General features: G+C 64.9%; 20 protein-coding genes. 13 read left to right on the top strand and 7 right to left on the bottom strand.

What is annotated here, in order from left to right; all coding sequences use genetic code 11:
* Positions 1-115: 115 nt before the first annotated feature.
* The gene (locus AABD04_RS08515) at positions 116-442 is read left to right on the top strand and encodes a hypothetical protein (protein WP_243597075.1); all 327 of its coding nucleotides are present in this window, start codon (positions 116-118) and stop codon (positions 440-442) included.
* A 112-nt stretch (positions 443-554) separates the two neighbouring features.
* Positions 555-1,580 carry a phosphotransferase family protein gene (locus AABD04_RS08520; protein WP_341440885.1) on the top strand — a complete coding sequence of 342 codons (1,026 nt, stop codon included), beginning with the start codon at positions 555-557 and terminating at the stop codon, positions 1,578-1,580.
* Between the two features lie 4 nt (positions 1,581-1,584).
* Here the strand turns inward: AABD04_RS08520 and AABD04_RS08525 are convergent, their stop codons facing one another.
* Positions 1,585-2,058, bottom strand: a complete 474-nt coding sequence (locus AABD04_RS08525) for an acyl-CoA thioesterase (protein ID WP_341440886.1) — start codon at positions 2,056-2,058, stop codon at positions 1,585-1,587.
* A 10-nt stretch (positions 2,059-2,068) separates the two neighbouring features.
* Positions 2,069-3,295, bottom strand: coding sequence for a benzoate/H(+) symporter BenE family transporter (locus AABD04_RS08530; RefSeq protein WP_341440887.1), 1,227 nt, complete (start codon positions 3,293-3,295; stop codon positions 2,069-2,071).
* Between the two features lie 176 nt (positions 3,296-3,471).
* On the opposite strand from AABD04_RS08530, the gene AABD04_RS08535 reads away from it, so the two are divergent.
* Positions 3,472-4,218: a GntR family transcriptional regulator gene (locus tag AABD04_RS08535; RefSeq protein WP_423228218.1), complete on the top strand. Its 747-nt coding sequence runs from the start codon at positions 3,472-3,474 to the stop codon at positions 4,216-4,218.
* A 2-nt stretch (positions 4,219-4,220) separates the two neighbouring features.
* Here AABD04_RS08535 and AABD04_RS08540 read toward each other — a convergent pair whose 3' ends face one another.
* On the bottom strand, positions 4,221-4,685 hold the full coding sequence (locus tag AABD04_RS08540) for a PTS sugar transporter subunit IIA (RefSeq protein ID WP_341440889.1): 465 nt from the start codon (positions 4,683-4,685) through the stop codon (positions 4,221-4,223).
* Positions 4,682-4,912, bottom strand: coding sequence for a glucose PTS transporter subunit EIIB (locus tag AABD04_RS08545; RefSeq protein ID WP_032378914.1), 231 nt, complete (start codon positions 4,910-4,912; stop codon positions 4,682-4,684). Before AABD04_RS08545 ends, AABD04_RS08540 begins: the two co-directional genes overlap by 4 nt.
* A gap of 163 nt (positions 4,913-5,075) precedes the next feature.
* Between AABD04_RS08545 and AABD04_RS08550 the strand changes: the two genes are divergently transcribed.
* From AABD04_RS08550 to nagB, 3 genes are read left to right on the top strand one after another with little or no spacing between them, the layout of a single operon-like run.
* A complete protein-coding gene (locus AABD04_RS08550; protein WP_335742805.1) occupies positions 5,076-6,323 on the top strand; it encodes a PTS transporter subunit EIIC in 1,248 nt (415 codons plus the stop codon).
* Complete coding sequence (locus AABD04_RS08555; RefSeq protein WP_341440890.1) at positions 6,320-7,504, top strand: N-acetylglucosamine-6-phosphate deacetylase; 1,185 nt, start codon at positions 6,320-6,322, stop codon at positions 7,502-7,504. The genes AABD04_RS08550 and AABD04_RS08555 overlap by 4 nt, the downstream gene beginning before the upstream one ends.
* Positions 7,505-8,317, top strand: a complete 813-nt coding sequence (gene nagB / locus AABD04_RS08560) for a glucosamine-6-phosphate deaminase (protein WP_341440891.1) — start codon at positions 7,505-7,507, stop codon at positions 8,315-8,317.
* Position 8,318: 1 nt separating this feature from the next.
* Here the strand turns inward: nagB and AABD04_RS08565 are convergent, their stop codons facing one another.
* From AABD04_RS08565 to AABD04_RS08575, 3 genes are all read right to left on the bottom strand, one after another.
* The gene (locus AABD04_RS08565) at positions 8,319-9,146 is read right to left on the bottom strand and encodes a shikimate 5-dehydrogenase (protein ID WP_341440892.1); all 828 of its coding nucleotides are present in this window, start codon (positions 9,144-9,146) and stop codon (positions 8,319-8,321) included.
* A gap of 10 nt (positions 9,147-9,156) precedes the next feature.
* Positions 9,157-9,831: an HNH endonuclease family protein gene (locus AABD04_RS08570; RefSeq protein WP_423228219.1), complete on the bottom strand. Its 675-nt coding sequence runs from the start codon at positions 9,829-9,831 to the stop codon at positions 9,157-9,159.
* 145 nt (positions 9,832-9,976) lie between these two features.
* Positions 9,977-10,882: an NADP-dependent oxidoreductase gene (locus AABD04_RS08575; RefSeq protein WP_341440894.1), complete on the bottom strand. Its 906-nt coding sequence runs from the start codon at positions 10,880-10,882 to the stop codon at positions 9,977-9,979.
* Between the two features lie 105 nt (positions 10,883-10,987).
* On the opposite strand from AABD04_RS08575, the gene AABD04_RS08580 reads away from it, so the two are divergent.
* The 7 genes from AABD04_RS08580 (at position 10,988) to AABD04_RS08610 (ending at position 20,048) form a co-directional block, all read left to right on the top strand.
* Complete coding sequence (locus AABD04_RS08580) at positions 10,988-13,822, top strand: DEAD/DEAH box helicase (RefSeq protein WP_341440895.1); 2,835 nt, start codon at positions 10,988-10,990, stop codon at positions 13,820-13,822.
* On the top strand, positions 13,822-14,580 hold the full coding sequence (locus AABD04_RS08585) for an SWIM zinc finger family protein (RefSeq protein ID WP_243597106.1): 759 nt from the start codon (positions 13,822-13,824) through the stop codon (positions 14,578-14,580). Before AABD04_RS08580 ends, AABD04_RS08585 begins: the two co-directional genes overlap by 1 nt.
* A 79-nt stretch (positions 14,581-14,659) precedes the next feature.
* On the top strand, positions 14,660-16,168 hold the full coding sequence (locus AABD04_RS08590; protein WP_341440896.1) for a CoA-acylating methylmalonate-semialdehyde dehydrogenase: 1,509 nt from the start codon (positions 14,660-14,662) through the stop codon (positions 16,166-16,168).
* Positions 16,169-16,175: 7 nt separating this feature from the next.
* Entirely contained in the window at positions 16,176-17,315 is a 1,140-nt protein-coding gene (locus tag AABD04_RS08595) for an isobutyryl-CoA dehydrogenase (protein WP_243597108.1), read from the top strand.
* Positions 17,312-18,370 (top strand): enoyl-CoA hydratase/isomerase family protein, encoded by a 1,059-nt coding sequence (locus AABD04_RS08600; RefSeq protein ID WP_341440897.1) that lies wholly within the window; start codon positions 17,312-17,314, stop codon positions 18,368-18,370. Before AABD04_RS08595 ends, AABD04_RS08600 begins: the two co-directional genes overlap by 4 nt.
* Entirely contained in the window at positions 18,367-19,275 is a 909-nt protein-coding gene (mmsB, locus tag AABD04_RS08605; protein ID WP_243597110.1) for a 3-hydroxyisobutyrate dehydrogenase, read from the top strand. Before AABD04_RS08600 ends, mmsB begins: the two co-directional genes overlap by 4 nt.
* Positions 19,272-20,048, top strand: coding sequence for an enoyl-CoA hydratase (locus AABD04_RS08610; protein WP_335742774.1), 777 nt, complete (start codon positions 19,272-19,274; stop codon positions 20,046-20,048). Before mmsB ends, AABD04_RS08610 begins: the two co-directional genes overlap by 4 nt.
* Positions 20,049-20,051: the final 3 nt, after the last annotated feature.

Consider the following 20,051-nt stretch of genomic DNA (forward strand, 5'->3'; position numbering starts at 1 on the left):
CCGTCGTTACAGTCAAACCGGTAACGATATGGACACGAGCTGTGGTACCCGTCACATCCCGCCGTAATCGGGTACTCGACAACTACGGACGCCGGAAAACTCGAAGGAGAAGAACATGACCGCAATGTCTCAGGGACAGCTCGATATGGTCCGCGCGTTCTTTTGCAACGAGTTCCAAGCGGACTCGCTCGATCGAACCACCATGCCCGAGCCTACGTCCGAAGCAGTCTCCGAGTGGATCGATGCTCTGGCAACCAGCGGGCTCTTCGCTCCTGCCGAGGTCCGCAACATCTCGTCGGTCTGGGCCGCCGAGCCGGAGACGATGATTTCACTGCTCGTCGGTGAAGTGGACGAAATCGCGGTCAAGCGCCACGCAGTCGCCACTCCGGCCGCGGCGATCGCAACTCCGGCGCTCGTGTCCGCTTTCGGCCGGGCCAGCTGACCTCTACCGGGCTCGGTGTCTCGGCACCGAAGCGTGTGTCGCTTCGCTACTATCGGTCGACTCCGGCAACGGCCGTCGACAACGATGTCGCACAGCGAAGTGAGGGTTCTGTATGGGCGCAGTGGGACTGGACGAAAACGCAGTATCGACCTGGATCGCAGGATTGGGAATCGGCGCAACGTCGCCGCTGACCTTTCATCGGATCGGCAACGGTCAATCCAATCTCACCTACGCGGTCCGTGATGCCGGCGGCAGTACGTGGGTGCTCCGACGCCCACCGCTCGGGCAGTTGCTGGCGTCCGCACACGACGTCGTGCGCGAGCATCGAATTCTGTCCGGCCTACAGAACACAGCGGTGCCGGTTCCGAAGATGATCGCGATCACCGAGGATTCTTCGGTGTCCGAGGTCCCTGTGGTGCTGATGAGTTTCGTCGACGGGATCGTGGTCGACTCGGTGGCCACAGCCGAGCAACTCGATGTCGAGCATCGACGGAAGGTCGGACTGGGGCTTACCGTTGCGCTCGCCGATATCCACCGCGTGGATCTCGAGTCGTCGGGACTGGCGGACCTGGCCAGTCACAAGCCTTACGCTGCACGTCAACTCGCCCGGTGGACGAAGCAGTGGCAATCCTCGCGCACTCGCGACGTACCCGGTATCGATTCGCTTGCAACGCGATTGGCCGCCAACGTTCCTCAGCAGCAGGAAGTGACCCTGGTGCACGGAGATTTTCACCTCAGCAACGTGATCACGGACCGCGAGGACGGTCGGGTAGCCGCAGTCGTCGACTGGGAGCTATGCACACTCGGAGACCCGTTGGCGGATCTCGGTGGGCTACTGGCCTATTGGCCGCAGGCCGACGACGGGGTCGCGGGCCCGTTCATGGCGTCGACGCTGCCGGGCTTTCCCACTCGGGCCGAACTAGTCGAGTCGTACGCGCAGCACACCGGACGTGATGTTTCCGATGTCGGTTTCTGGCAGGTGCTGGCGCTGTGGAAGCTCTCGATCATCGCCGAAGGTGTCATGCGCCGGATGGAAGCGGACTCGCGAAACAGGGCCGTGGCGGGCGGGCCGACCACAACGCTCATCGACGACATCGTCACCAGGGCGCTGCACACAGCCGATGAGATCGGCCTGTAGGCGGTCAGCTCGTCGAGGTGCCGATCGTCAGAGTGCGTGCCGCGCTTTCGATCTCGGGCGGAATCGCGACAGGTCTGCGCGTGACGCCGTCGACGTAGACGTGCACGAATCGTCCCCGAGCCGCCAGCTCCAGCACATCGTCGCCGGCCTCCCGGAACAACCCGAGTGAATACACGATGCTGCGAGTACCCAACTTCTCGACGGCGAGTCCGACCTGAAGGCGGTCCGGAAAGCTCAACTCGGAGAGGTATCGGCACGACGTTTCGGCGACGACGCCTATCGCCGACAGGGTGCGGATGTCCAGTCCCGTCGTCTCCATCAACCATCCATTGACGGCTGTGTCGAAGTACGCATAGTAGGTGACGTTGTTGACGTGGCCGTAATGGTCGTTGTCGTCCCATCGTGTCGGCACCGGCCACAGCGCCGGAAAGTCCGATGCGAGCGACAACTCGGCAGTGGCGTTCACCTGTTCCGTCATGGATGTGACCCTAGCCAGTAGCGTCCGAGACTGGCAGCGCCGGGGACTGCCGTCGCAGAATCGCCCGTACGGCGAGTCCGACGATCAATGCCCAGAACGCCGATCCTATCCCCACAAAGGTCAGGCCGGATGCAGCGACGAGGAACGTCAGGACGGTCGCTTCTCGGTCCGACGCGTGCTGCAGTGCGCCGAACAGCGACGCCGCGAGCGTTCCCAACAGTGCAAGCCCGGCAACGGTTTCCACCACTCCGGCAGGAGATGCGGCCACCAGAGTCGCCAGAGCCGTGGCCAGCAGTGCGAGCACCGAGAACGAGCATCCGGCGGAGAATGCCGCGACCCATCGTCGGTTCGGGTCCGGATGAGCGCTGGGGCTCGCCGATAGTGCAGCGCTGATCGCGGCGAGATTGATCGTGTGCCCACCAGCGAATGCTCCCAGCACCGTTCCGGTTCCGGTGACGGTCATCGATGCACGCCACGGGATGCGGTAGCCGAACGACGCCATGACCGATGTGCCCGGGATATTCTGTGACGCCATCGTGACGATGTACAACGGCACTGCGATGCCGACGGTCGCCTGCCACGTCCAGTGCGGAATCGTCCAGTCGATTCGGGGGACGAGATCGGACGCCGCGATGGAGGTGGCGCTGCCGATCACGTCGGCAGCGATGATCACAGCCGCCGCAGCGAACGCAGCGGGGACCGCCCAGCGTGTGCTGAAACGGAGCACCACGAGCCAGACGAGAACCACCGGCGCTACGTGTTCGGGGGAGCCGGCGAGGGCTACCACCGGTGCCGAGCAGAGGGGTAGCAGCACTCCGGCCAGCATCGCCTGCGCGAGTGGTACCGGGATTCTCGAGACAAGAGCGCCGAGCCGCGGCCACAGTCCGGTCAGGACGATCATGAGCCCGACGGTGACGAACGCACCCACTGCGGCAGGCCAACCGCCGACCACCACGCCGGTTCCGGCGAGCAACGCGGCATCCGGTGTCGACCAGGCAAGCGTGATGGGCTGTCGATATCTGCGCGCAAGCCACATCATCCCGACGGCCTGCGTCAGACACAGTGCCGACAATCCCGAGGCTGCCTCGGCTGGGCTGGCACCCACCGCGCGTAGGCCGGTGAGGACTACGGCGAACGAACTGGTGAAGCCGACCAGAGCGGCCACGATTCCGGCGCTGACGGGGGTCGAGAGACTTGTCGGTCGGTCGGCAGCGTCGGAATTGTCGGCAGAGGTCACGATCGATGATGTTGCACGGTCCGCCGGCGCCTGTCGCGTCGTTTCCCACCGAGTCGGGTCGGCGAAACCGGTGGCGACCGGATGCTGTCGGTGCACCCAGGTGTGACGTAGTCTTTGGTTGGACCGGACCAGTCCGTACCGCTGGTCCGTCGAGTGACCGAAAGGCCGGCGCAGTGGTGATGCCCGTACATCTGAGGGACAGTCAGATCCCGAAACACGAACAGCTGCGCGCAATTCTGTTGCATCGCTGCACCAAGGAGCTCCAACCCGGCGATCTGATGCCGAGTGAGCGGAAGCTGATGGAGGATTACGGCGTCAGCCGCATCACCGTCAGGGAAGCAATCGGCCAACTCGTCAACGACGGACATCTGGTGCGCGTGCGCGGCAAGGGCACGTTCGTCGCCAGTCGCACGGTTCAGTCTCGCTTGCACCTGGCGTCGTTCTCGGAGGAGATGCGCGCGCAGGGATTGACACCGACGACGGTGGTGCTCTTCGCACGGCTCGAAAAGCCTTCTGCATCAACTATTCGCGCCCTCGGTCTGGTCGACGGGGAGCAGACTTACCACATCAAGAGGCTGCGGTTGGCCGACGCCGAGCCGGTCAGCGTCGACGACGGGTGGTACCGGGCCGGACTGCTTCCGGAATTGATCGACCACGATCTGAGCCAGTCGATCTACGAGGCTGTGCGCAATCACTACGGTCTGACGATCGATCGGGCCGAGCAGACCGTCAAAGCGACTGCAGCCGACAGTGATACGGCCACCCTGCTCGGTACCAAGCGCGGCGCACCGGTGCTGTACTTCGACCGGGTCTCCTTCAGCGGCGGCGAGCCGCTCGAGCATGCCGAGAGCTGGTACCGCTGCGACCGGTATCAACTGTCGATGGAAGTCGAAGGCGGGCGACGCACCACGCCGCGTCGGTGAGGTCAGGGCAGCTCGAACAGCGGATCGCCCTTCACGACGTCGGTGCCGATGCTCGCACTCGTCACCGAATCCGGCTTCGAATCCATCAGGACCACGGGGACGACATCCGAGTAGCCTGCCGACGCGATCGCTGCGGGGTCATAGGTGACGACGAGGTCGCCGGCCTCGACTCGATCACCCTCTGCTGCAACGAGTTCGAAGCCCGAGCCCTTCATCTTCACGGTGTCGATACCGATGTGGACCAACACACCTGCCTTGTCGTCGGTGAAGACGACGAACGCGTGCGGATGAAGCTTGAGTATCTTGCCCGCGACCGGAGAACGGACCTCGACGGGACCGTCGCTCGCGGCCGGCTGCAGTGCGACACCGGCACCGACCATCTGCGCGGAAAACACTGGGTCGGGGACGTCGGCGAGCGAGATCACCCGGCCGGCAACGGGACTGAGGATCAGGTTGGCGTCGTTCACAGAATGTCTTCGATATCTTCTGCGAGCGTGTCCGCTTCGGGGCCGACGATGACCTGAACCGCGGTGCCCTTGTGGAACACGCCGTGCGCACCGGCCGCCTTGAGTGCTGCCTCGTCCACCAACGATCCGTCCTTCACCTCGGTGCGTAACCGAGTGATGCACGCTTCGATCTCGACGATGTTGTCGGCACCGCCGAGGCCCTTCACGATCGCGTCCGCCTTGGACATGTCCGGATCTCGCTTTCTGTCGGCTGAATCACACGACCGGGTTGACATGTGCTTGCCACCTGGCCAAACTACAACTGGTAATGACCGGACAGTACCCCTGATGGTGCCCGGTCACAACAGCGGAAACCGCCCTCGAAGGACCAGCCTCGAAGAGAAGGTCGCCATGACCCCGAAGAAGACCGACTCGGTCGATACCGAGCCGAAGAAGGAATCCCGATCACTGGCCGGACTGCAGCGGTTCGGTCGCAGCCTCATGCTCCCGATCGCTGTTCTGCCCGCCGCCGGCATCCTGCTCCGTCTCGGTCAGGACGACCTGCTGGGTAGATTCAGCGCGCTGGAGACGGCCGCCGCGGTCATCTCTGCTGCAGGTCAGGCGGTATTCACCTGGCTTCCGCTCATCTTCGCAGTCGGTATCGCCATCGGCTGGGCCAAGAAGTCCGACGGGTCGACCGCACTCGCTGCTGTGGTCGGCTACATGGTCATGAACGGTGTGTTCACGGCAATGTCACCGGTCGTGCTCGACGGGGAGGTCGATGCGAACGGTGATCCGGCCGTGATCGACTACGGGGTCCTGGCGGGCATCGTGATCGGCCTGCTTTCGGCCATCCTCTGGCAACGGTTCTATCGCCAGAAGTTGCCCGACTACCTCGGCTTCTTCAGCGGCCGCCGGCTCGTGCCGATCATGACGGCGATCACGGGTCTCGTTGTCGCCGTGATCATGTCGTTCGTGTACCCGCTCTTCTACAGTGCCCTCCAATGGGTCGGCAATACGGTCGCCGACCACAGCGTTGTGGGCAGCGGAATCTACGGTTTCGCCAACCGCATGCTCATTCCCACCGGACTGCACCACATTCTGAATTCCGTGGTCTGGTTCCTCGTCGGCGACTACCAGGATGCGAGCGGCCAGCTGGTGCGCGGCGACCTCAACCGGTTCTTCGCCGGCGACCCGTCTGCCGGAGTGTTCATGACCGGATTCTTCCCGATCATGATGTTCGCTCTTCCCGCTGCGGCCTTCGCGATCTACCGCAACGCCAAGCCGTCGCAGAAGAAGATCGTCGGCGGAATCATGCTGTCCACCGGTCTGACTGCCTTCGTCACCGGGATCACCGAGCCGCTCGAGTACTCGTTCATGTTCGTCGCCTGGCCGCTCTACATCATTCACGCGGTCCTGACCGGAACGTCGATGGCGCTGACCAATGCCCTCGGAATCCACGACGGATTCTTCTTCTCCGCCGGTGGCATCGACTACCTCCTGAACTACGGGATTGCCACCAAGGCGTGGTTGCTCATTCCCATCGGACTCGTGTACGCGGTGATCTACTACTTCCTGTTCAGCTTCGTCATCAAGAAGTGGAATCTGCGTACCCCCGGCCGTGAGGACGACGCAGTACTCGAGCCCGATCGGGCATGACCGCTCCGGCTACGACCACGCTGCGAGGGCGGGTCGTCACGCGCGACGAGGTGATCGAGGACGGCGTTCTCGCGTTGGCGGGAGCCCGGATCGAGTGGGTCGGTCCGGCTTCGGCGTGGCTCGGGGACCCTGCACCGCAGTCGGATACGACGATCCTGCCCGGGCTGGTCGACCTGCACTGCCATGGCGGGGCAGGGGCATCGTTTCCGGATTCACCGGCCGACGATCTCATGACGGCGGTGCGGCATCACCGATCCCGCGGCACCACGACGATGCTTGCCTCGCTGGTGTCGGCGCCGCCCGAACGGCTGATCGCGCAGACGTCGATGTTGGCGGACCTGTACGAGTCCGGTGACATCGCCGGGATCCACATCGAGGGGCCGTTCCTGTCGGTCGCCCGCTGCGGCGCACAGGATCCGGCGTCGCTGCGCAGCGGGGATCCCGGACTGCTGCGCGATATCGTCGGCGCGGGCCGAGGAGCGGTGCGGTCGATGACCCTCGCGCCCGAGGTCGACGGGTTCGCTGCCATCGCAGAGATGCTGCGAGAGAACGACATACTGCCGAGTATCGGGCACACGGACGCCGATGCACTCACCACGCGCCGCGGAATCCGGGCACTGGGGAGCGGGCCGATCACGGCCACGCACCTCTTCAACGGAATGCCGACCTGGCATCATCGATCACCAGGGCCGGTGAGCGAATGCTTGGCCGCCGCGGCCCGCGGCGGCATGGTGCTCGAATTGATCGGAGACGGAGTACATCTCGCCGACGAGACCGTGCGCGCCGTGTTCGATCTCGTCGGCGGCACACGGATCGCGCTGGTGTCCGACGCGATGGCCGCGGCCGGTATGTCGGACGGCCGCTACCGACTCGGACCACTGGACGTGACCGTCCACCACTCGGTCGCACGATTGTCTCGCGACACCGATCCCGAGACGGCACCGATCGCGGGTGGGACTGCGACCGTGTTGGATCTGGTGCGCCGGGCCGTGCAGGACGCCGGCGTGCCCCTGGTCGAGGCGGTGCGGGCCGCGTCGTCGACTCCGGCCACGACGATCGGCCTCGGCTCCGACATCGGTTGCCTCGAACAGGACATGAGAGCCGACGTGCTGGTGGTCGACGCAGCGTTCGAGCCGATACAGGTGATCAGAAGCGGAACTGCGATCAGGGAGGACAGTTAGATGGAGATAGTGATCCTCGATGGGGTCGACGCAGTGGACCGCACGGCCGCCGACATCGTCGAACGAGTGGTACGAGCCGGTCCGGCTGCCAACCCGGGTCGTTCCGCCGGCTCCACCCCAGTCCTGGGCCTGGCAACCGGGTCCACCCCGGTGGGTACCTATCGCGAATTGGCGCGGCGGCATCGGGAGGACGGCCTGTCGTTCGCGCGATGCCGAGCCTTCCTGCTCGACGAATACATCGGACTGTCGAAAACGGCGGAGCAGTCCTACTTTTCGTTCATTCGACAGAACTTCGTCGACCATGTCGATCTGGACGACGCCGCGGTGTTCTCACCCGACGGCGACGCAGACGACATCGCGTCCGAGGCGCAGCGGTACGACGCAGCGATCGCGGCCGCCGGCGGCATCGATGTGCAGATCCTCGGAATCGGCACCGACGGACACATCGGCTTCAACGAACCTGGGTCGTCATTGAGATCGCGGACGCGGGTGAAGACGCTTACCGAACAGACTCGCGTCGACAATGCGCGCTTCTTCGACTCCCCGGAGGACGTGCCGCATCACGTACTGACGCAGGGGTTGGGCACCATCGACGAGGCGCGTCACCTCGTGTTGATCGCAACGGGGGAGTCGAAAGCGGAGGCAGTGGCTGCCGCCGTCGAAGGACCGCTGACGGCGTTCTGCCCCGCGTCGACGATCCAATGGCACCCGCACGCAACGGTGCTGTTGGACGAGGGCGCGGCGTCGTCGCTCGCACTGGGGGAGTACTACCGGTACGCCTATGCCAACAAGCCCCGGTGGCAGCACCTGTGAGTCAGCGGCGCGAGAATTCCGATGCGCGCGCGATCTGCTCGTCCGACGGTCGCACTCCGGTGTAGAGGACGAACTGCTCTGCGGCCTGCAGGGCGATGACCTGAGCGCCGGTGATCACGGGCTTGTTCGCCGCCCGGGCGGCAACGATGAGCGGGGTCTCCGACGGCATGGCGACGACGTCGAACACGGCACCGGCTGCATCGACCTGCTGTTCGGAGAACGGTGTGGAGTCGGCGTCGGGCCCACCGGCCATCCCCACCGGAGTCACGTTCACCAGCAGGTCTGCACCGACTGCGTCGGCCGACCAGTCGTATCCGTAGGACTCGGCGAGGGCCGGCCCGGTGTTCGCGTTGCGGGCAACGACGGTGCCGCGAGTGAAGCCCGAATCACGAAGTGCGGCAACGACAGCCTTCGCCATGCCGCCGCTCCCGGTCACCGCAACCGACCAGTCCGTCGGAAAATTGCTCGCCGCGAGTAGGTTCGCGACAGCCTGGTAGTCGGTGTTGTAGGCATGCAGAACGCCGTGCTCGTTGACGATGGTGTTGACGGACTCGATCGCGCTCGCCGACTCGTGCATCACGTCGACCAGTTCGATCACATCCTCCTTGAACGGCATGGACACGGCGCAGCCTCGAATGCCCAGCGCGCGAACGCCTCCCACTGCGGCGGCAAGATCGGTGGTGGTGAACGCCTTGTAGACGAAGTTCAGATCCAACTCGTCGTAGAGGTAGTTGTGAAAGCGCGTTCCGATGTTGCTCGGTCGGCCGGACAGAGACATGCAGAGCTGAGTCTCACGGTCGAGGAAGCTGCGCGAGTGTGCCGTTGACATCGTTCTCACCTTACGCCGCGCACGTCGAGGCGACCGAAGCGAGAACACCCTGATCGGCCTGCGTGATCGGCAGTTCGTACTGGGCGGCGACCGAGAGATACTTGCCCGCATAGAAGCAGTGGTAGGCCGCGTTCGGTGGTAGCCACTGCGACGGTGTCTTGTCGCTCTTGCTCTGGTTGTCTGCCCCGTTCACCGCGAGCAGATTGAACGCCACGTCGTTGGCGAACCGAATGCGCTTGTCCGGCAACCACGTGTTCGCGCCCATGTCCCAGGCGGCGGACAGGGGGTAGACGTGGTCGATCTGGATTTTTCCGGCGTCGGACTTGGTGAACAGCATCCGCTCGCCGGAGTACGGATCTGCGAGCGAACCCGCCAGCACGACGCAGTTGCGGGTGCCTGCCCGGAACTCGACCTCGGTCATCGACAGCGCCAGGACGTTGTCGCGGGTACCGCAGCCGTCGTGACCGCCCGGCCCGTCGTAGTCGTCCGTCCACGCCGGGCCGAACACACACCCTTCACCGCTCTTGCATCCACGCTCGTAGCCGAGGGGATCGGGTCGCGCGGCGACCACGCGAACCTGTCCGAGCAGCTCCTCGATCTGTGAGCGAGTAGGACTACCCGGAGCCGGTTCGGCGGGGGAGAAACCAGGAACGACGGGCCGGTCGCACGAGCCGAACACAGCCATCACCGCCGCAGCGACCACCAGCAGGACCGCTACCCACAGTTTTCTCACACACGTCCCATCGTCGATCTTCTCGGTCGGTCTTCGGTTCTTGCGACAGCAGTGTGCCGTACGGGACCGACAGTGATCCGCTGCCGCGGAACCGGCGTCAGCGAACCTCGACGACGACCTTGCCGAGCACGTGCCCGTTCTCGACGAGCGCGAGAGCCTCGCCTGCTCGCTCGAGCGGGAAGACATGGTCGATGCGCGGGCAAAGGACACCCGACGCGGTCAGATCCGCCAGCCGCGCGAATGCTGCGGTGCTGCGGTCACGTTCGACTCCGGAACCACCGAACTGGGCTGCCGACACCGGATCTGCGACGCTGACGATCGGTACCCCCGCCGTCACTGCGGTCGCGGCAGCGCGCAACGTCGCGCCTCCGACGAGATCGACGATGCCGGTCACCGGTCGCGAGATCGCGTCGACGAAGTCGGGGCCCGATTCGACGAACTCGGCCCCGAGGCTCTCGATCCACTCCCGTTTACCTACGCTCGCGACCGCGAGAACGTCGATCCCATCGGCTCGCGCGAGTTGCAGAACGGCCGAACCCACGCCGCCGCCCGCGCCGAGCACCAGGATGGAATCACCCACGACCGGATGAAGTCGTTGTAGCGCGTCGTACGCGGTGCCGGCCGCCACCGGAAGGGTGGCCGCCGCTGCCCACGAGACGGCCTCCGGCTTGTGTGCAGTGCTCGACGCGTTGAGCACGGTGTACTGCGCATAGCCTCCGAATCCCGCGTCGGTGGCTCCGAACACGTGGTCGCCGATCGGGAAGTCGACCACACCGGAGCCCGCCGCTACGACGGTGCCCGATACCTCCCGTCCCAGAACCGCGGGCAAGGTGATCTGCACGGTGTCCTTGCGATTGCCCGCCCGCACCTTCCAATCCGCTGGATTGACCCCGGCGGCATGCACCGCGACGAGGATTTGCCCGGGGCCCGGCTCCGCGACGGGTAGGTCGAAAAGGTGCTCGGTGTCGGGTCCGCCGTATTCGCTGAAGCCGTACGCGATCATGCGCCTACTGTGCCCTACCGGTCGGATCGACCGGTAGCGCAACGCAGAGACTCGCTCGGAGCGCCTCGCCTCGGCGGTGTCGGTGCCTGCTGATTGGATGGACCGATGTTGCACGGTCTGTGGTCCCCCGGTGCCGGGCTGATGCTGTGGGACGACGAAACCACCACCGGCGACGAACCCGCGCTGCCCCAGACTCACGCGCATGTCCTGACCAGAACGTTCCGGCACCGTGCCGAGGTGTCGTTTCCGGCAGCGGGACGGAGGGCTACCGCGCCGGCCCCGGTGCAGGTTCCGGCCATCGCGCTCGCGCCGCACGATGCGGTCGAATTGCTGCTGCGGACGCCGTCCGAGCACGCGTCGATCTCCGGTGATCTCCGCTACCTGGCGCACGTCGCCCGCGGAATCGAACGCTGGGTCCGCGGCGGCCGCGTCGTTCCGGCCCTGAAGTTGATGGACGGGCAGTGGTGGCCTCGCTGGCGTCTGGTCGGCGGCGAACGTCAACGCGCCTGGGCAAGCGAACTCGCCGTCGCGATGCCGTCCGTGCAGCGCGCCGGCGAGCGGCCCAAGAGGATTCTCGACGACATTGTCGAGGAGCTCACCGATCCGATCGTCAGATCGGTTCTGGGCAGACCCGACTCGGAGCATCCGCTGTTGTCGGCCCTGATTCGCGATGATCCATATCCCGATGGCACTCAACAGATTTCGACGCTGCTCGAGAACTGGCGCGGAAGCCTCACCGTCGACGAACCGTCCCTGGTGCTACGCCTGCTCGAACCCGATGACGACGAGGTCGCCGCCGAGAGCGCCTCCCCGGAAGAGGTGGAGTCGTACTGGACGCTGCAGGTGTGTCTGCGCGCCGACGGCGAAGCGCCGCGACCTGTTCCGATGAGCCGCAAGGTCGACGCGACCCTGCTGTCGATCGCGGTGCGCAAACTCGGCGAGGCCGTGGCGGCTTACCCGAGGCTGCGTGATCTGCCGTCGCAGGAAGGCACCCTCGATCTGTTGCTTCCGACGTCGGTGGTCATCGACCTCGTCGAGCACGGTGCGACGGCACTGCAGGCCACCGGTACGACGGTTCTACTTCCTCGGGCCTGGACGAGATTGGATCCGTCGATGCGGTTGCGCGTCGAGTCACCCGCGGTGACGAAAGCGGCCGCGGACAGGGCGGTCGGCATGGACGAATTGGTGTCGTACGACTGGCAACTCCAACTCGGCGACATGGTGCTCACCGAGGCGGAGATGAACAGGCTCGCCGTCTCGAAGGGCGATCTCGTCAGGCTCCGCGGCCAGTGGGTGTTGGCCGACGGCGGTCAACTCGCGCGCGCCGCCAAGTACGTTGCCGAGCATCACGGCGACGGGACTGCACTGAGCACGCTGATGCGCGAGATGACGCTGGCCGATCCACCGCCGGCTCCGGTCCAGGACATCCGGGCCACCGGGTGGGCGGCCACGTTGCTCGAACCCGGTGCGGTGCCGGAAACCATCCCCGTACCGGCCGGTGTGAACGCGACTCTGCGGCCGTATCAGCAGCGTGGGCTCGATTGGCTCGCGTTCATGAGTCGGCTCGGTCTCGGAGCGGTACTCGCCGACGACATGGGGCTCGGCAAGACGCTGCAGGTGCTGACCCTGCTCGCGCACGAACGGAGTCCGATGCCGACGCTGTTGGTGGCCCCGATGTCGGTGGTCGGTAACTGGCAGCGTGAGGCGGCGAAATTCACTCCGGCACTGCGAGTTCTGGTGCACCACGGGCCGGCTCGGTCCAAGGGCGAGGAGCTCGATCGGGCGATCGCCGAACACGATCTGATCGTCACCACGTACGCCCTGATGGCCAAGGATCGCGAGCAGCTCGCCGAGCAGACGTGGCGTCGAGTGGTCCTCGACGAGGCGCAGCACATCAAGAACTCGGGCACCGTTCAGGCCAAGGCTGCGCTCGCCATCCCCGCTGACCACAAGTTGGCACTCACCGGAACGCCCGTGGAGAACCGGCTGGACGAACTGAGGTCCATTCTCGACTTCGCCAATCCGGGCATGCTGGGCCGGCCGTCCGACTTTCGGAAGCGATTCTCGGTTCCCATCGAGCGCGAGAACGACGAGAACGCCGTCTCACGGCTGCGCGCCATCACCTCGCCCTTCATTCTGCGCCGCGTCAAGACCGATCCGACGGTCATCTCGGACCTACCCGAGAAGAACGAGATGACCGTGCGGGCGAATCTCACCGCCGAGCAGGCTGCGCTGTACAAGGCTGTCGTCGACGAGATGATGGCGCAGATCGCCGATGCGAAAGGCATGAAGCGCAAGGGCGCCGTCCTGTCTGCGCTCACTCGTCTCAAGCAGGTGTGCAACCACCCCGCCCATTTCCTGTCCGACGGCTCGCCGGTGCTCAAGAGGGGACAGCATCGCTCGGGCAAGATCGGTTTGGTGGAGGACATGCTCGATTCGATTCTGGGCGACAACGAGAAGGCGTTGTTGTTCACGCAGTTCCGGGAGTTCGGTGAGCTGGTGGCTCCGTACTTCGCCGATCGATTCGGCACCGCGGTGCCGTTCCTGCACGGTGGTGTGAGCAAGTCCAAGCGCGACGAGATGGTGGAGAACTTCCAGAGCGGTGACGGTCCGCCGATCATGATGCTCTCGCTCAAGGCCGGCGGCACCGGGTTGAATCTGACGGCCGCCAATCATGTCGTTCATCTGGATCGTTGGTGGAACCCGGCGGTGGAGAATCAGGCGACCGACCGGGCCTTTCGCATCGGCCAGCGTAAGAACGTCGAGGTGCGCAAACTGCTGTGCGTGGGCACCGTGGAGGAACGGATCGACTCGATGCTCGTCTCCAAGCAGGATCTGGCGAATCTGGCGGTGGGCACCGGCGAGAACTGGGTGACCGAAATGGACACCGCGGAACTGCAGGAGCTGTTTCGCCTCAGTGAGGATGCGGTGGGGGAGTGATGGTCGACTTCTCGCAGTACGGCAAGCGGCGACAAGCCAAGGGCGGCATCGAGTCCAGAAACAAGCGCGGCGCGTTCGGGCAGACGTGGTGGGGCAGGCATTTCGTGGCGGCCATGGAAGACCTCGCGGATCCGGGTCGGATTGCTCGCGGCAGAACGTATGCGCGCCAGGGACAGGTGCTCACGCTCGGGGTGGAGCGGGGGCAGATATACGGCGAAGTGCAGGGCAGTCAGCTCGAGCCGTTCTCGGCCTCGGTCACCGTCGATCCGCTCACTCAGGGGGAGGTTGCCGCACTCGTCGACAGGGTGCGGTCGAACCCGGGCATGCTGGGCGAGTTGGCGTCCAATGCCATTCCGCAGGCGCTGGCTTCGGTGTTGCTGCCGCACGACAAGGGGCAGCTCGATTTCGACTGCACATGTCCCGATGACGGGTGGCCCTGCAAGCACGCGGCGGCTCTGATGTACATCGCCGCCGAGCACATCGACGCGTCCGCCGCCACCATCCTGACGCTGCGTGGAGTCGATCTCGACCAACTGATCGAGGGCGTCGGGGGCGGGGAACGAGAGGACGAGTTCGATCCCGATGACTGGTTCGCCGATCGAGCGTCGTTCCCAGACCTTCCCCAGGTGTCGTTCGCTCCCGCGATGGACGATCTCGATCCGTTGATCCTGCGCCGAATATTTCGCGCCGACGGCTCCACCGAGGCCGAGGTCAGTCGGGCCAACGCCGATCTGAGGCAGTTCTACGACCGACTGTGAGGGTGGTTCTGGACTTACATGGACATCCGACTATAGGATGGGCGTACTTCACTTCCACGCTCGAGGACGGACGAATTCCATGGCTCGCGAACTCACACACTTCATCGGCGGCAAGCACGTCGCCGGAACCTCCGGAAACTTCGGGGACGTCTTCGACCCCAACACCGGCGAGGTGCAGGCCCGTGTGCCCCTGGCCGACGTGTCCGAGGTCGAGGCCGTCATTGCCGATGCCGAACAGGCCCAACGTGAATGGGCGAAATGGAACCCGCAGCGTCGCGCCCGCGTGCTGATGAAGTTCCTGGCGCTCGTCACCCGCGACACCGAGGAACTGGCCCGCTTGCTCTCCTCCGAGCACGGCAAGACCATCGCCGACGCCAAGGGCGACATCCAGCGCGGCGTCGAGGTGGTGGAGTTCGCCGTCGGCGTCCCGCATCTGCTCAAGGGTGAGTACACCGAGGGTGCAGGCGGCGGAATCGACGTCTACTCGATGCGTCAGCCGCTCGGCGTCGTAGCCGGCATCACCCCGTTCAACTTCCCGGCGATGATTCCGCTGTGGAAGGCCGGCCCGGCCATCGCCTGCGGAAACGCGTTCATCCTCAAGCCCTCCGAGCGTGACCCGTCGGTCCCGCTCAAGCTCGCCGAGCTCTTCCTCGAAGCGGGACTGCCGCCGGGTGTGTTCAACGTCGTCAACGGCGGCAAGGATGCCGTCGACGTGCTCCTCACCGACGACCGCGTCAAGGCGATCGGCTTCGTCGGTTCGACGCCCATCGCGCAGTACATCTACGAGACCGCAGCCCAGCACGGTAAGCGCGCACAGTGCTTCGGTGGAGCCAAGAACCACGCCCTGGTGATGCCGGACGCCGATCTCGACGAGGTTGCCGACGCTCTGCTCGGAGCTGCATACGGTTCGGCAGGCGAGCGGTGCATGGCGATTTCCGTCGCCGTTCCCGTCGGTGAGGAGACCGCCGACGCGTTGGTCGCCAAACTCACCGAGCGAGTGGCGAAGCTGAAGATCGGCCGCAGCGACGACGAGAGCGCGGACTTCGGCCCGCTCGTCGGCAGCGATGCGCTGAAGCGAGTCAACGACTACACCCAGATCGGTGTGGACGAGGGAGCCGAGTTGGTCGTCGACGGCCGCGGCTTCAGCCTCGAAGGCCACGAAGGTGGATTCTTCGCCGGCGCAACGCTGTTCGACAAGGTGACCACCGACATGCGCATCTACAAGGAAGAGATCTTCGGACCCGTCCTGATCGTCGTACGCGCGAAGGACTACGAGGACGCGCTGCGCCTGCCCACCGAACACGAATACGGCAACGGCGTCTCCATCTTCACCCGTGACGGCGACACCGCTCGCGATTTCTGCTCCCGCGTCCAGGTGGGCATGGTCGGCGTCAACGTGCCGATTCCGGTGCCGATCGCGTACCACACGTTCGGTGGTTGGAAGCGTTCGGGATTCGGCGATCTGAACCAGCACGGACCCGATTCGATCCGCTTCTACACCAAGACCAAGACCGTCACCCAGCGCTGGCCGTCGGGCACCAAAGAGGCGGCAGCTCAGAATCACTTCGTCATTCCGAACATGGACTGATCCGGCGATGTTCGCATTGAACGAGGACGAACGAGCGATCAACGACACCGCCCGCGAATTCGCCGACGAGTTCCTGGCCCCGAACGCCATCGAGTGGGATCAGCAGAAACACTTCCCGGTCGATGTGCTGCGCAAGGCAGCGGGTCTGGGAATGGGCGGTATCTACATTCGCGAGGATGTCGGCGGATCGGGCCTGACCCGCGTCGACTCGGTGAGGATCTTCGAGCAACTGGCCACCGGTGATCCGTCCATTGCGGCGTACATCTCCATCCACAACATGGTTGCGTGGATGATCGACACCTACGGCAACGACGAGCAACGGCAGCGCTGGCTGCCGGGGCTGTGTGCGATGGATCAGCTGGGGAGTTACTGCCTGACCGAACCCGGTGCGGGATCCGACGCCGCGATGCTCAGCACCAAGGCAGTGCGAGACGGTGACGAATACGTGTTGGACGGGGTCAAGCAATTCATCTCCGGCGCAGGTACTTCCGAGGTCTACGTCGTGATGGCACGCACCGGTTCTTCCGGTCCGCGGGGCATCTCGGCGTTCATCGTGCCGAAGGACTCTGCCGGTCTCTCGTTCGGAGCGAACGAGAAGAAGATGGGCTGGAATGCTCAGCCCACCCGACAGGTCGTTCTCGAAGGAGTTCGCGTTCCGGCGGAGAATCTGCTCGGCAACGAGGGCGACGGGTTTCGTATCGCGATGAACGGCCTCAACGGCGGACGTATCAACATCGCCGCGTGTTCGATCGGCGGCGCGCAGTCCGCTCTCGACAAAGCCGTCTCCTATCTGGCCGAGCGCAAAGCATTCGGGGCACGGTTGCTCGATGCGCAGGCGCTTCAGTTTCGACTCGCCGATTACAAGACCGAACTCGAGGCCGCGCGCACGCTGCTGTGGCGGGCCGCGGACGCATTGCAGAACGATGCTCCGGAGAAGGTCGAAATGTGCGCCATGGCAAAGCGTTTCGGAACCGACACCGGTTTCGAAGTCGCCAACGGAGCGCTGCAGTTGCTGGGTGGCTACGGGTACCTGGCCGAATACGGTGTCGAGAAGATAGTCCGTGATCTTCGGGTGCACCAGATTCTGGAAGGCACCAACGAGATCATGCGCGTCGTCGTCGCCCGATCGATCGTGGGTGCCGCATGAGCGACGTGATCCTCGAGGTCTCCGGCGGTATCGGCCGGATCACCCTCAACCGCCCCAAGGCGATCAACGCGCTCGATCATGCGATGGTGCGGGAGATCGCACCGGCGTTGGAGCAGTGGGCAATCGACGACGCTGTCGACGTCGTTCTCCTGACCGGAGCCGGAGAGCGTGGATTGTGCGCGGGCGGCGACATCGTCTCGATCTACCACGACGCCAAGGACGGCGGCAGCGGCAGCAAGGACTTCTGGCGTGAGGAGTACATCCTCAATGCCGCGATCGCGCGGTTCCCGAAACCGTTCGTGGCCATCATGGACGGCATCGTCATGGGCGGAGGCGTCGGACTCTCGGCGCATGCCAACACTCGCATCGTGACCGAACGGTCGAAGATCGCGATGCCCGAGGTCGGTATCGGCTTCGTCCCCGATGTGGGTGGCACGTACCTGCTCTCGCGCGCTCCCGGCGAGATCGGGACCCACTTCGCGCTCACCACGGCGCGAATGACTGCCGCCGACGCCATCGCGGTCGGATTCGCCGATCACTACATTCCGTCCGACAAGTTGGACGACTTCTACTCGGCACTCGAGACGGTCGGCGTCGGCGAGGCCGTAGCGACGTTCAGCGAGCCTGCACCGGAGTCCACGGTCGAAGGCCAGCAGGAATGGATCGACGAGTGTTACGCCGGCGACGACGTTCAGGGCATCGTCGACGCTCTTGCCGCCAGCACAGTGCCCGAGGCGCAGCAGTCGGCGGAGGACATTGCGTCCAAATCGCCTGTGTCGCTGGCAGTGACACTGAGATCGCTGCGCCGGGCAGCGACGCTGCCGACGCTCGAGGCGGTACTCGACGAGGAATACCGCGTGTCGGTCGCGTCGCTGTCCAGCCACGACCTCGTCGAAGGAATTCGAGCACAGGTGGTCGAAAAGGACCGCAATCCGCAATGGCAACCGCGTACGTTGGCAGACGTCACGCCCGAGGACATCGACCGGTACTTCCTACCTCTCGGGGACGCGGAACTGGGCCTGTCGAACGCACACACAGAAGGTGAGCAGTCATGAGCGAGAAGACGATCGGCTTCATCGGCCTCGGCCACATGGGTGGGCCGATGGCCGCCAATCTGGCTGCGGCCGGCTACACGGTGCAGGGCTTCGACCTGGTGCCCGCCGCGCTGGAGCAGGCCGCGAAGGACGGCGTCACCGTGGTGGAGTCGGCCGTGGCCGCCGTCGCCGATGCCGACATCGTCATCACGATGCTGCCCAACGGCAAATTGGTTCTCGGGTTGTACGCGGACCTGCTGCCCGAGGCGGCACCGGGAACGTTGTTCATCGACTCCTCGACCATCGATGTCGCCGACGCGCACGCCGCGCACACGCTGGTGCACGAGGCCGGCCACAGAAGTCTCGACGCGCCGGTCTCGGGCGGTGTCGGGGGAGCCGCCGCGGGAACGTTGACCTTCATGGTCGGCGGATCGGAGGAGGATTTCGCCTCTGCTGCAGCAGTTCTCGACGTCATGGGCCGCAAGGTGGTGCACTGCGGCGCGGCGGGCAACGGTCAGGCCGCCAAGATCTGCAACAACATGATTCTCGGCGTGTCGATGATCGCCATCAGTGAGGCGTTCGTGCTGGGGGAGAAGCTCGGTCTGAGCAACCAGGCGCTCTTCGATGTGGCGTCGACTGCGTCCGGTCAATGCTGGGCACTGACGACCAATTGCCCGGTGCCCGGTCCCGTTCCGACGAGCCCGGCCAACAACGACTACAAACCCGGGTTCGCGGCAGCGCTCATGGACAAGGACCTGAGCCTGGCTGCCAATGCACTGCGGGACAACGGCGTCGAGGGTGTTCTCGGCCTCCAGGCTGCCGAGCTGTACGCACGATTCAAGGGAACCTCCGGGGGCGGCACCGACGTCGACTTCTCCGGCATCATCAACGACATTCGCGAACGCTCGAACGGAGCAGGCCTGTGAGTGACTACCAGACAATTCTGCTCGAGCGTCGAGGCCGCGTCGGCATCATCACGCTCAACCGTCCCAAGGCGTTGAACGCGCTCAACTCCGAGTTGATGCGCGAGGTCGTCTCGGTGGTCGAAGAACTCGACGCGGACACGGGCATCGGTGCAATCCTCATCACCGGTTCCGAGCGGGCCTTCGCTGCCGGTGCCGACATCAAGGAGATGCAGCCCAAGTCCTACATGGACGTGTACCTCGACGATTTCTTCGCGGCATGGGATCGACTGGCCTCGGCGCGAACGCCGTTGATCGCGGCGGTGTCCGGTTACGCACTGGGCGGTGGGTGCGAACTCGCGATGCTGTGCGATGTACTGATCGCATCGGACACTGCGGTGTTCGGACAACCCGAGATCAAGCTCGGCGTCATCCCGGGAATCGGCGGGTCACAGCGCTTGACGCGAGCGGTGGGCAAGGCCAAGGCCATGGAGATGTGCTTGACCGGTCGCAACATGAAGGTCGAGGAAGCCGAGCGGGCAGGGTTGGTCTCACGCATCGTGCCGGTCGCGGATCTCCTCGACGACGCCATCGCGACCGCAACCACCATCGCCGAGATGTCGCTGCCGGTCGCCATGATGGCGAAGGAGGCAGTGAACCGATCGTTCGAGTCGAGCCTTCGTGAAGGTGTTCTGTTCGAACGCCGCGTGTTCCACTCGACGTTTGCCACGGAGGACCAGAAGGAAGGAATGTCGGCCTTCATCGAGAAGCGGACGCCGAACTTCCAACACCGGTAGGGC

It is taken from the genome of Rhodococcoides navarretei, assembly GCF_038069675.1.
Taxonomy (GTDB): Bacteria; Actinomycetota; Actinomycetes; order Mycobacteriales; family Mycobacteriaceae; genus Rhodococcoides; species Rhodococcoides navarretei.

What these genes read in the sequence shown, in the direction of transcription:
- AABD04_RS08570 (WP_423228219.1), bottom strand. Translation starts at nt 9,831, where the DNA reads ATGGCTGTGTTCGGCTCGTGCGACCGGCCCGTCGTTCCTGGTTTCTCC.
- AABD04_RS08525 (WP_341440886.1), bottom strand. Translation starts at nt 2,058, where the DNA reads ATGACGGAACAGGTGAACGCCACTGCCGAGTTGTCGCTCGCATCGGAC.
- AABD04_RS08595 (WP_243597108.1), top strand. Translation starts at nt 16,176, where the DNA reads ATGTTCGCATTGAACGAGGACGAACGAGCGATCAACGACACCGCCCGC.
- AABD04_RS08565 (WP_341440892.1), bottom strand. Translation starts at nt 9,146, where the DNA reads ATGTCAACGGCACACTCGCGCAGCTTCCTCGACCGTGAGACTCAGCTC.
- AABD04_RS08600 (WP_341440897.1), top strand. Translation starts at nt 17,312, where the DNA reads ATGAGCGACGTGATCCTCGAGGTCTCCGGCGGTATCGGCCGGATCACC.
- AABD04_RS08545 (WP_032378914.1), bottom strand. Translation starts at nt 4,912, where the DNA reads ATGTCCAAGGCGGACGCGATCGTGAAGGGCCTCGGCGGTGCCGACAAC.
- AABD04_RS08520 (WP_341440885.1), top strand. Translation starts at nt 555, where the DNA reads ATGGGCGCAGTGGGACTGGACGAAAACGCAGTATCGACCTGGATCGCA.
- AABD04_RS08575 (WP_341440894.1), bottom strand. Translation starts at nt 10,882, where the DNA reads ATGATCGCGTACGGCTTCAGCGAATACGGCGGACCCGACACCGAGCAC.
- AABD04_RS08555 (WP_341440890.1), top strand. Translation starts at nt 6,320, where the DNA reads ATGACCGCTCCGGCTACGACCACGCTGCGAGGGCGGGTCGTCACGCGC.
- AABD04_RS08585 (WP_243597106.1), top strand. Translation starts at nt 13,822, where the DNA reads ATGGTCGACTTCTCGCAGTACGGCAAGCGGCGACAAGCCAAGGGCGGC.
- mmsB (WP_243597110.1), top strand. Translation starts at nt 18,367, where the DNA reads ATGAGCGAGAAGACGATCGGCTTCATCGGCCTCGGCCACATGGGTGGG.
- AABD04_RS08590 (WP_341440896.1), top strand. Translation starts at nt 14,660, where the DNA reads ATGGCTCGCGAACTCACACACTTCATCGGCGGCAAGCACGTCGCCGGA.
- AABD04_RS08550 (WP_335742805.1), top strand. Translation starts at nt 5,076, where the DNA reads ATGACCCCGAAGAAGACCGACTCGGTCGATACCGAGCCGAAGAAGGAA.
- AABD04_RS08515 (WP_243597075.1), top strand. Translation starts at nt 116, where the DNA reads ATGACCGCAATGTCTCAGGGACAGCTCGATATGGTCCGCGCGTTCTTT.
- nagB (WP_341440891.1), top strand. Translation starts at nt 7,505, where the DNA reads ATGGAGATAGTGATCCTCGATGGGGTCGACGCAGTGGACCGCACGGCC.
- AABD04_RS08580 (WP_341440895.1), top strand. Translation starts at nt 10,988, where the DNA reads ATGTTGCACGGTCTGTGGTCCCCCGGTGCCGGGCTGATGCTGTGGGAC.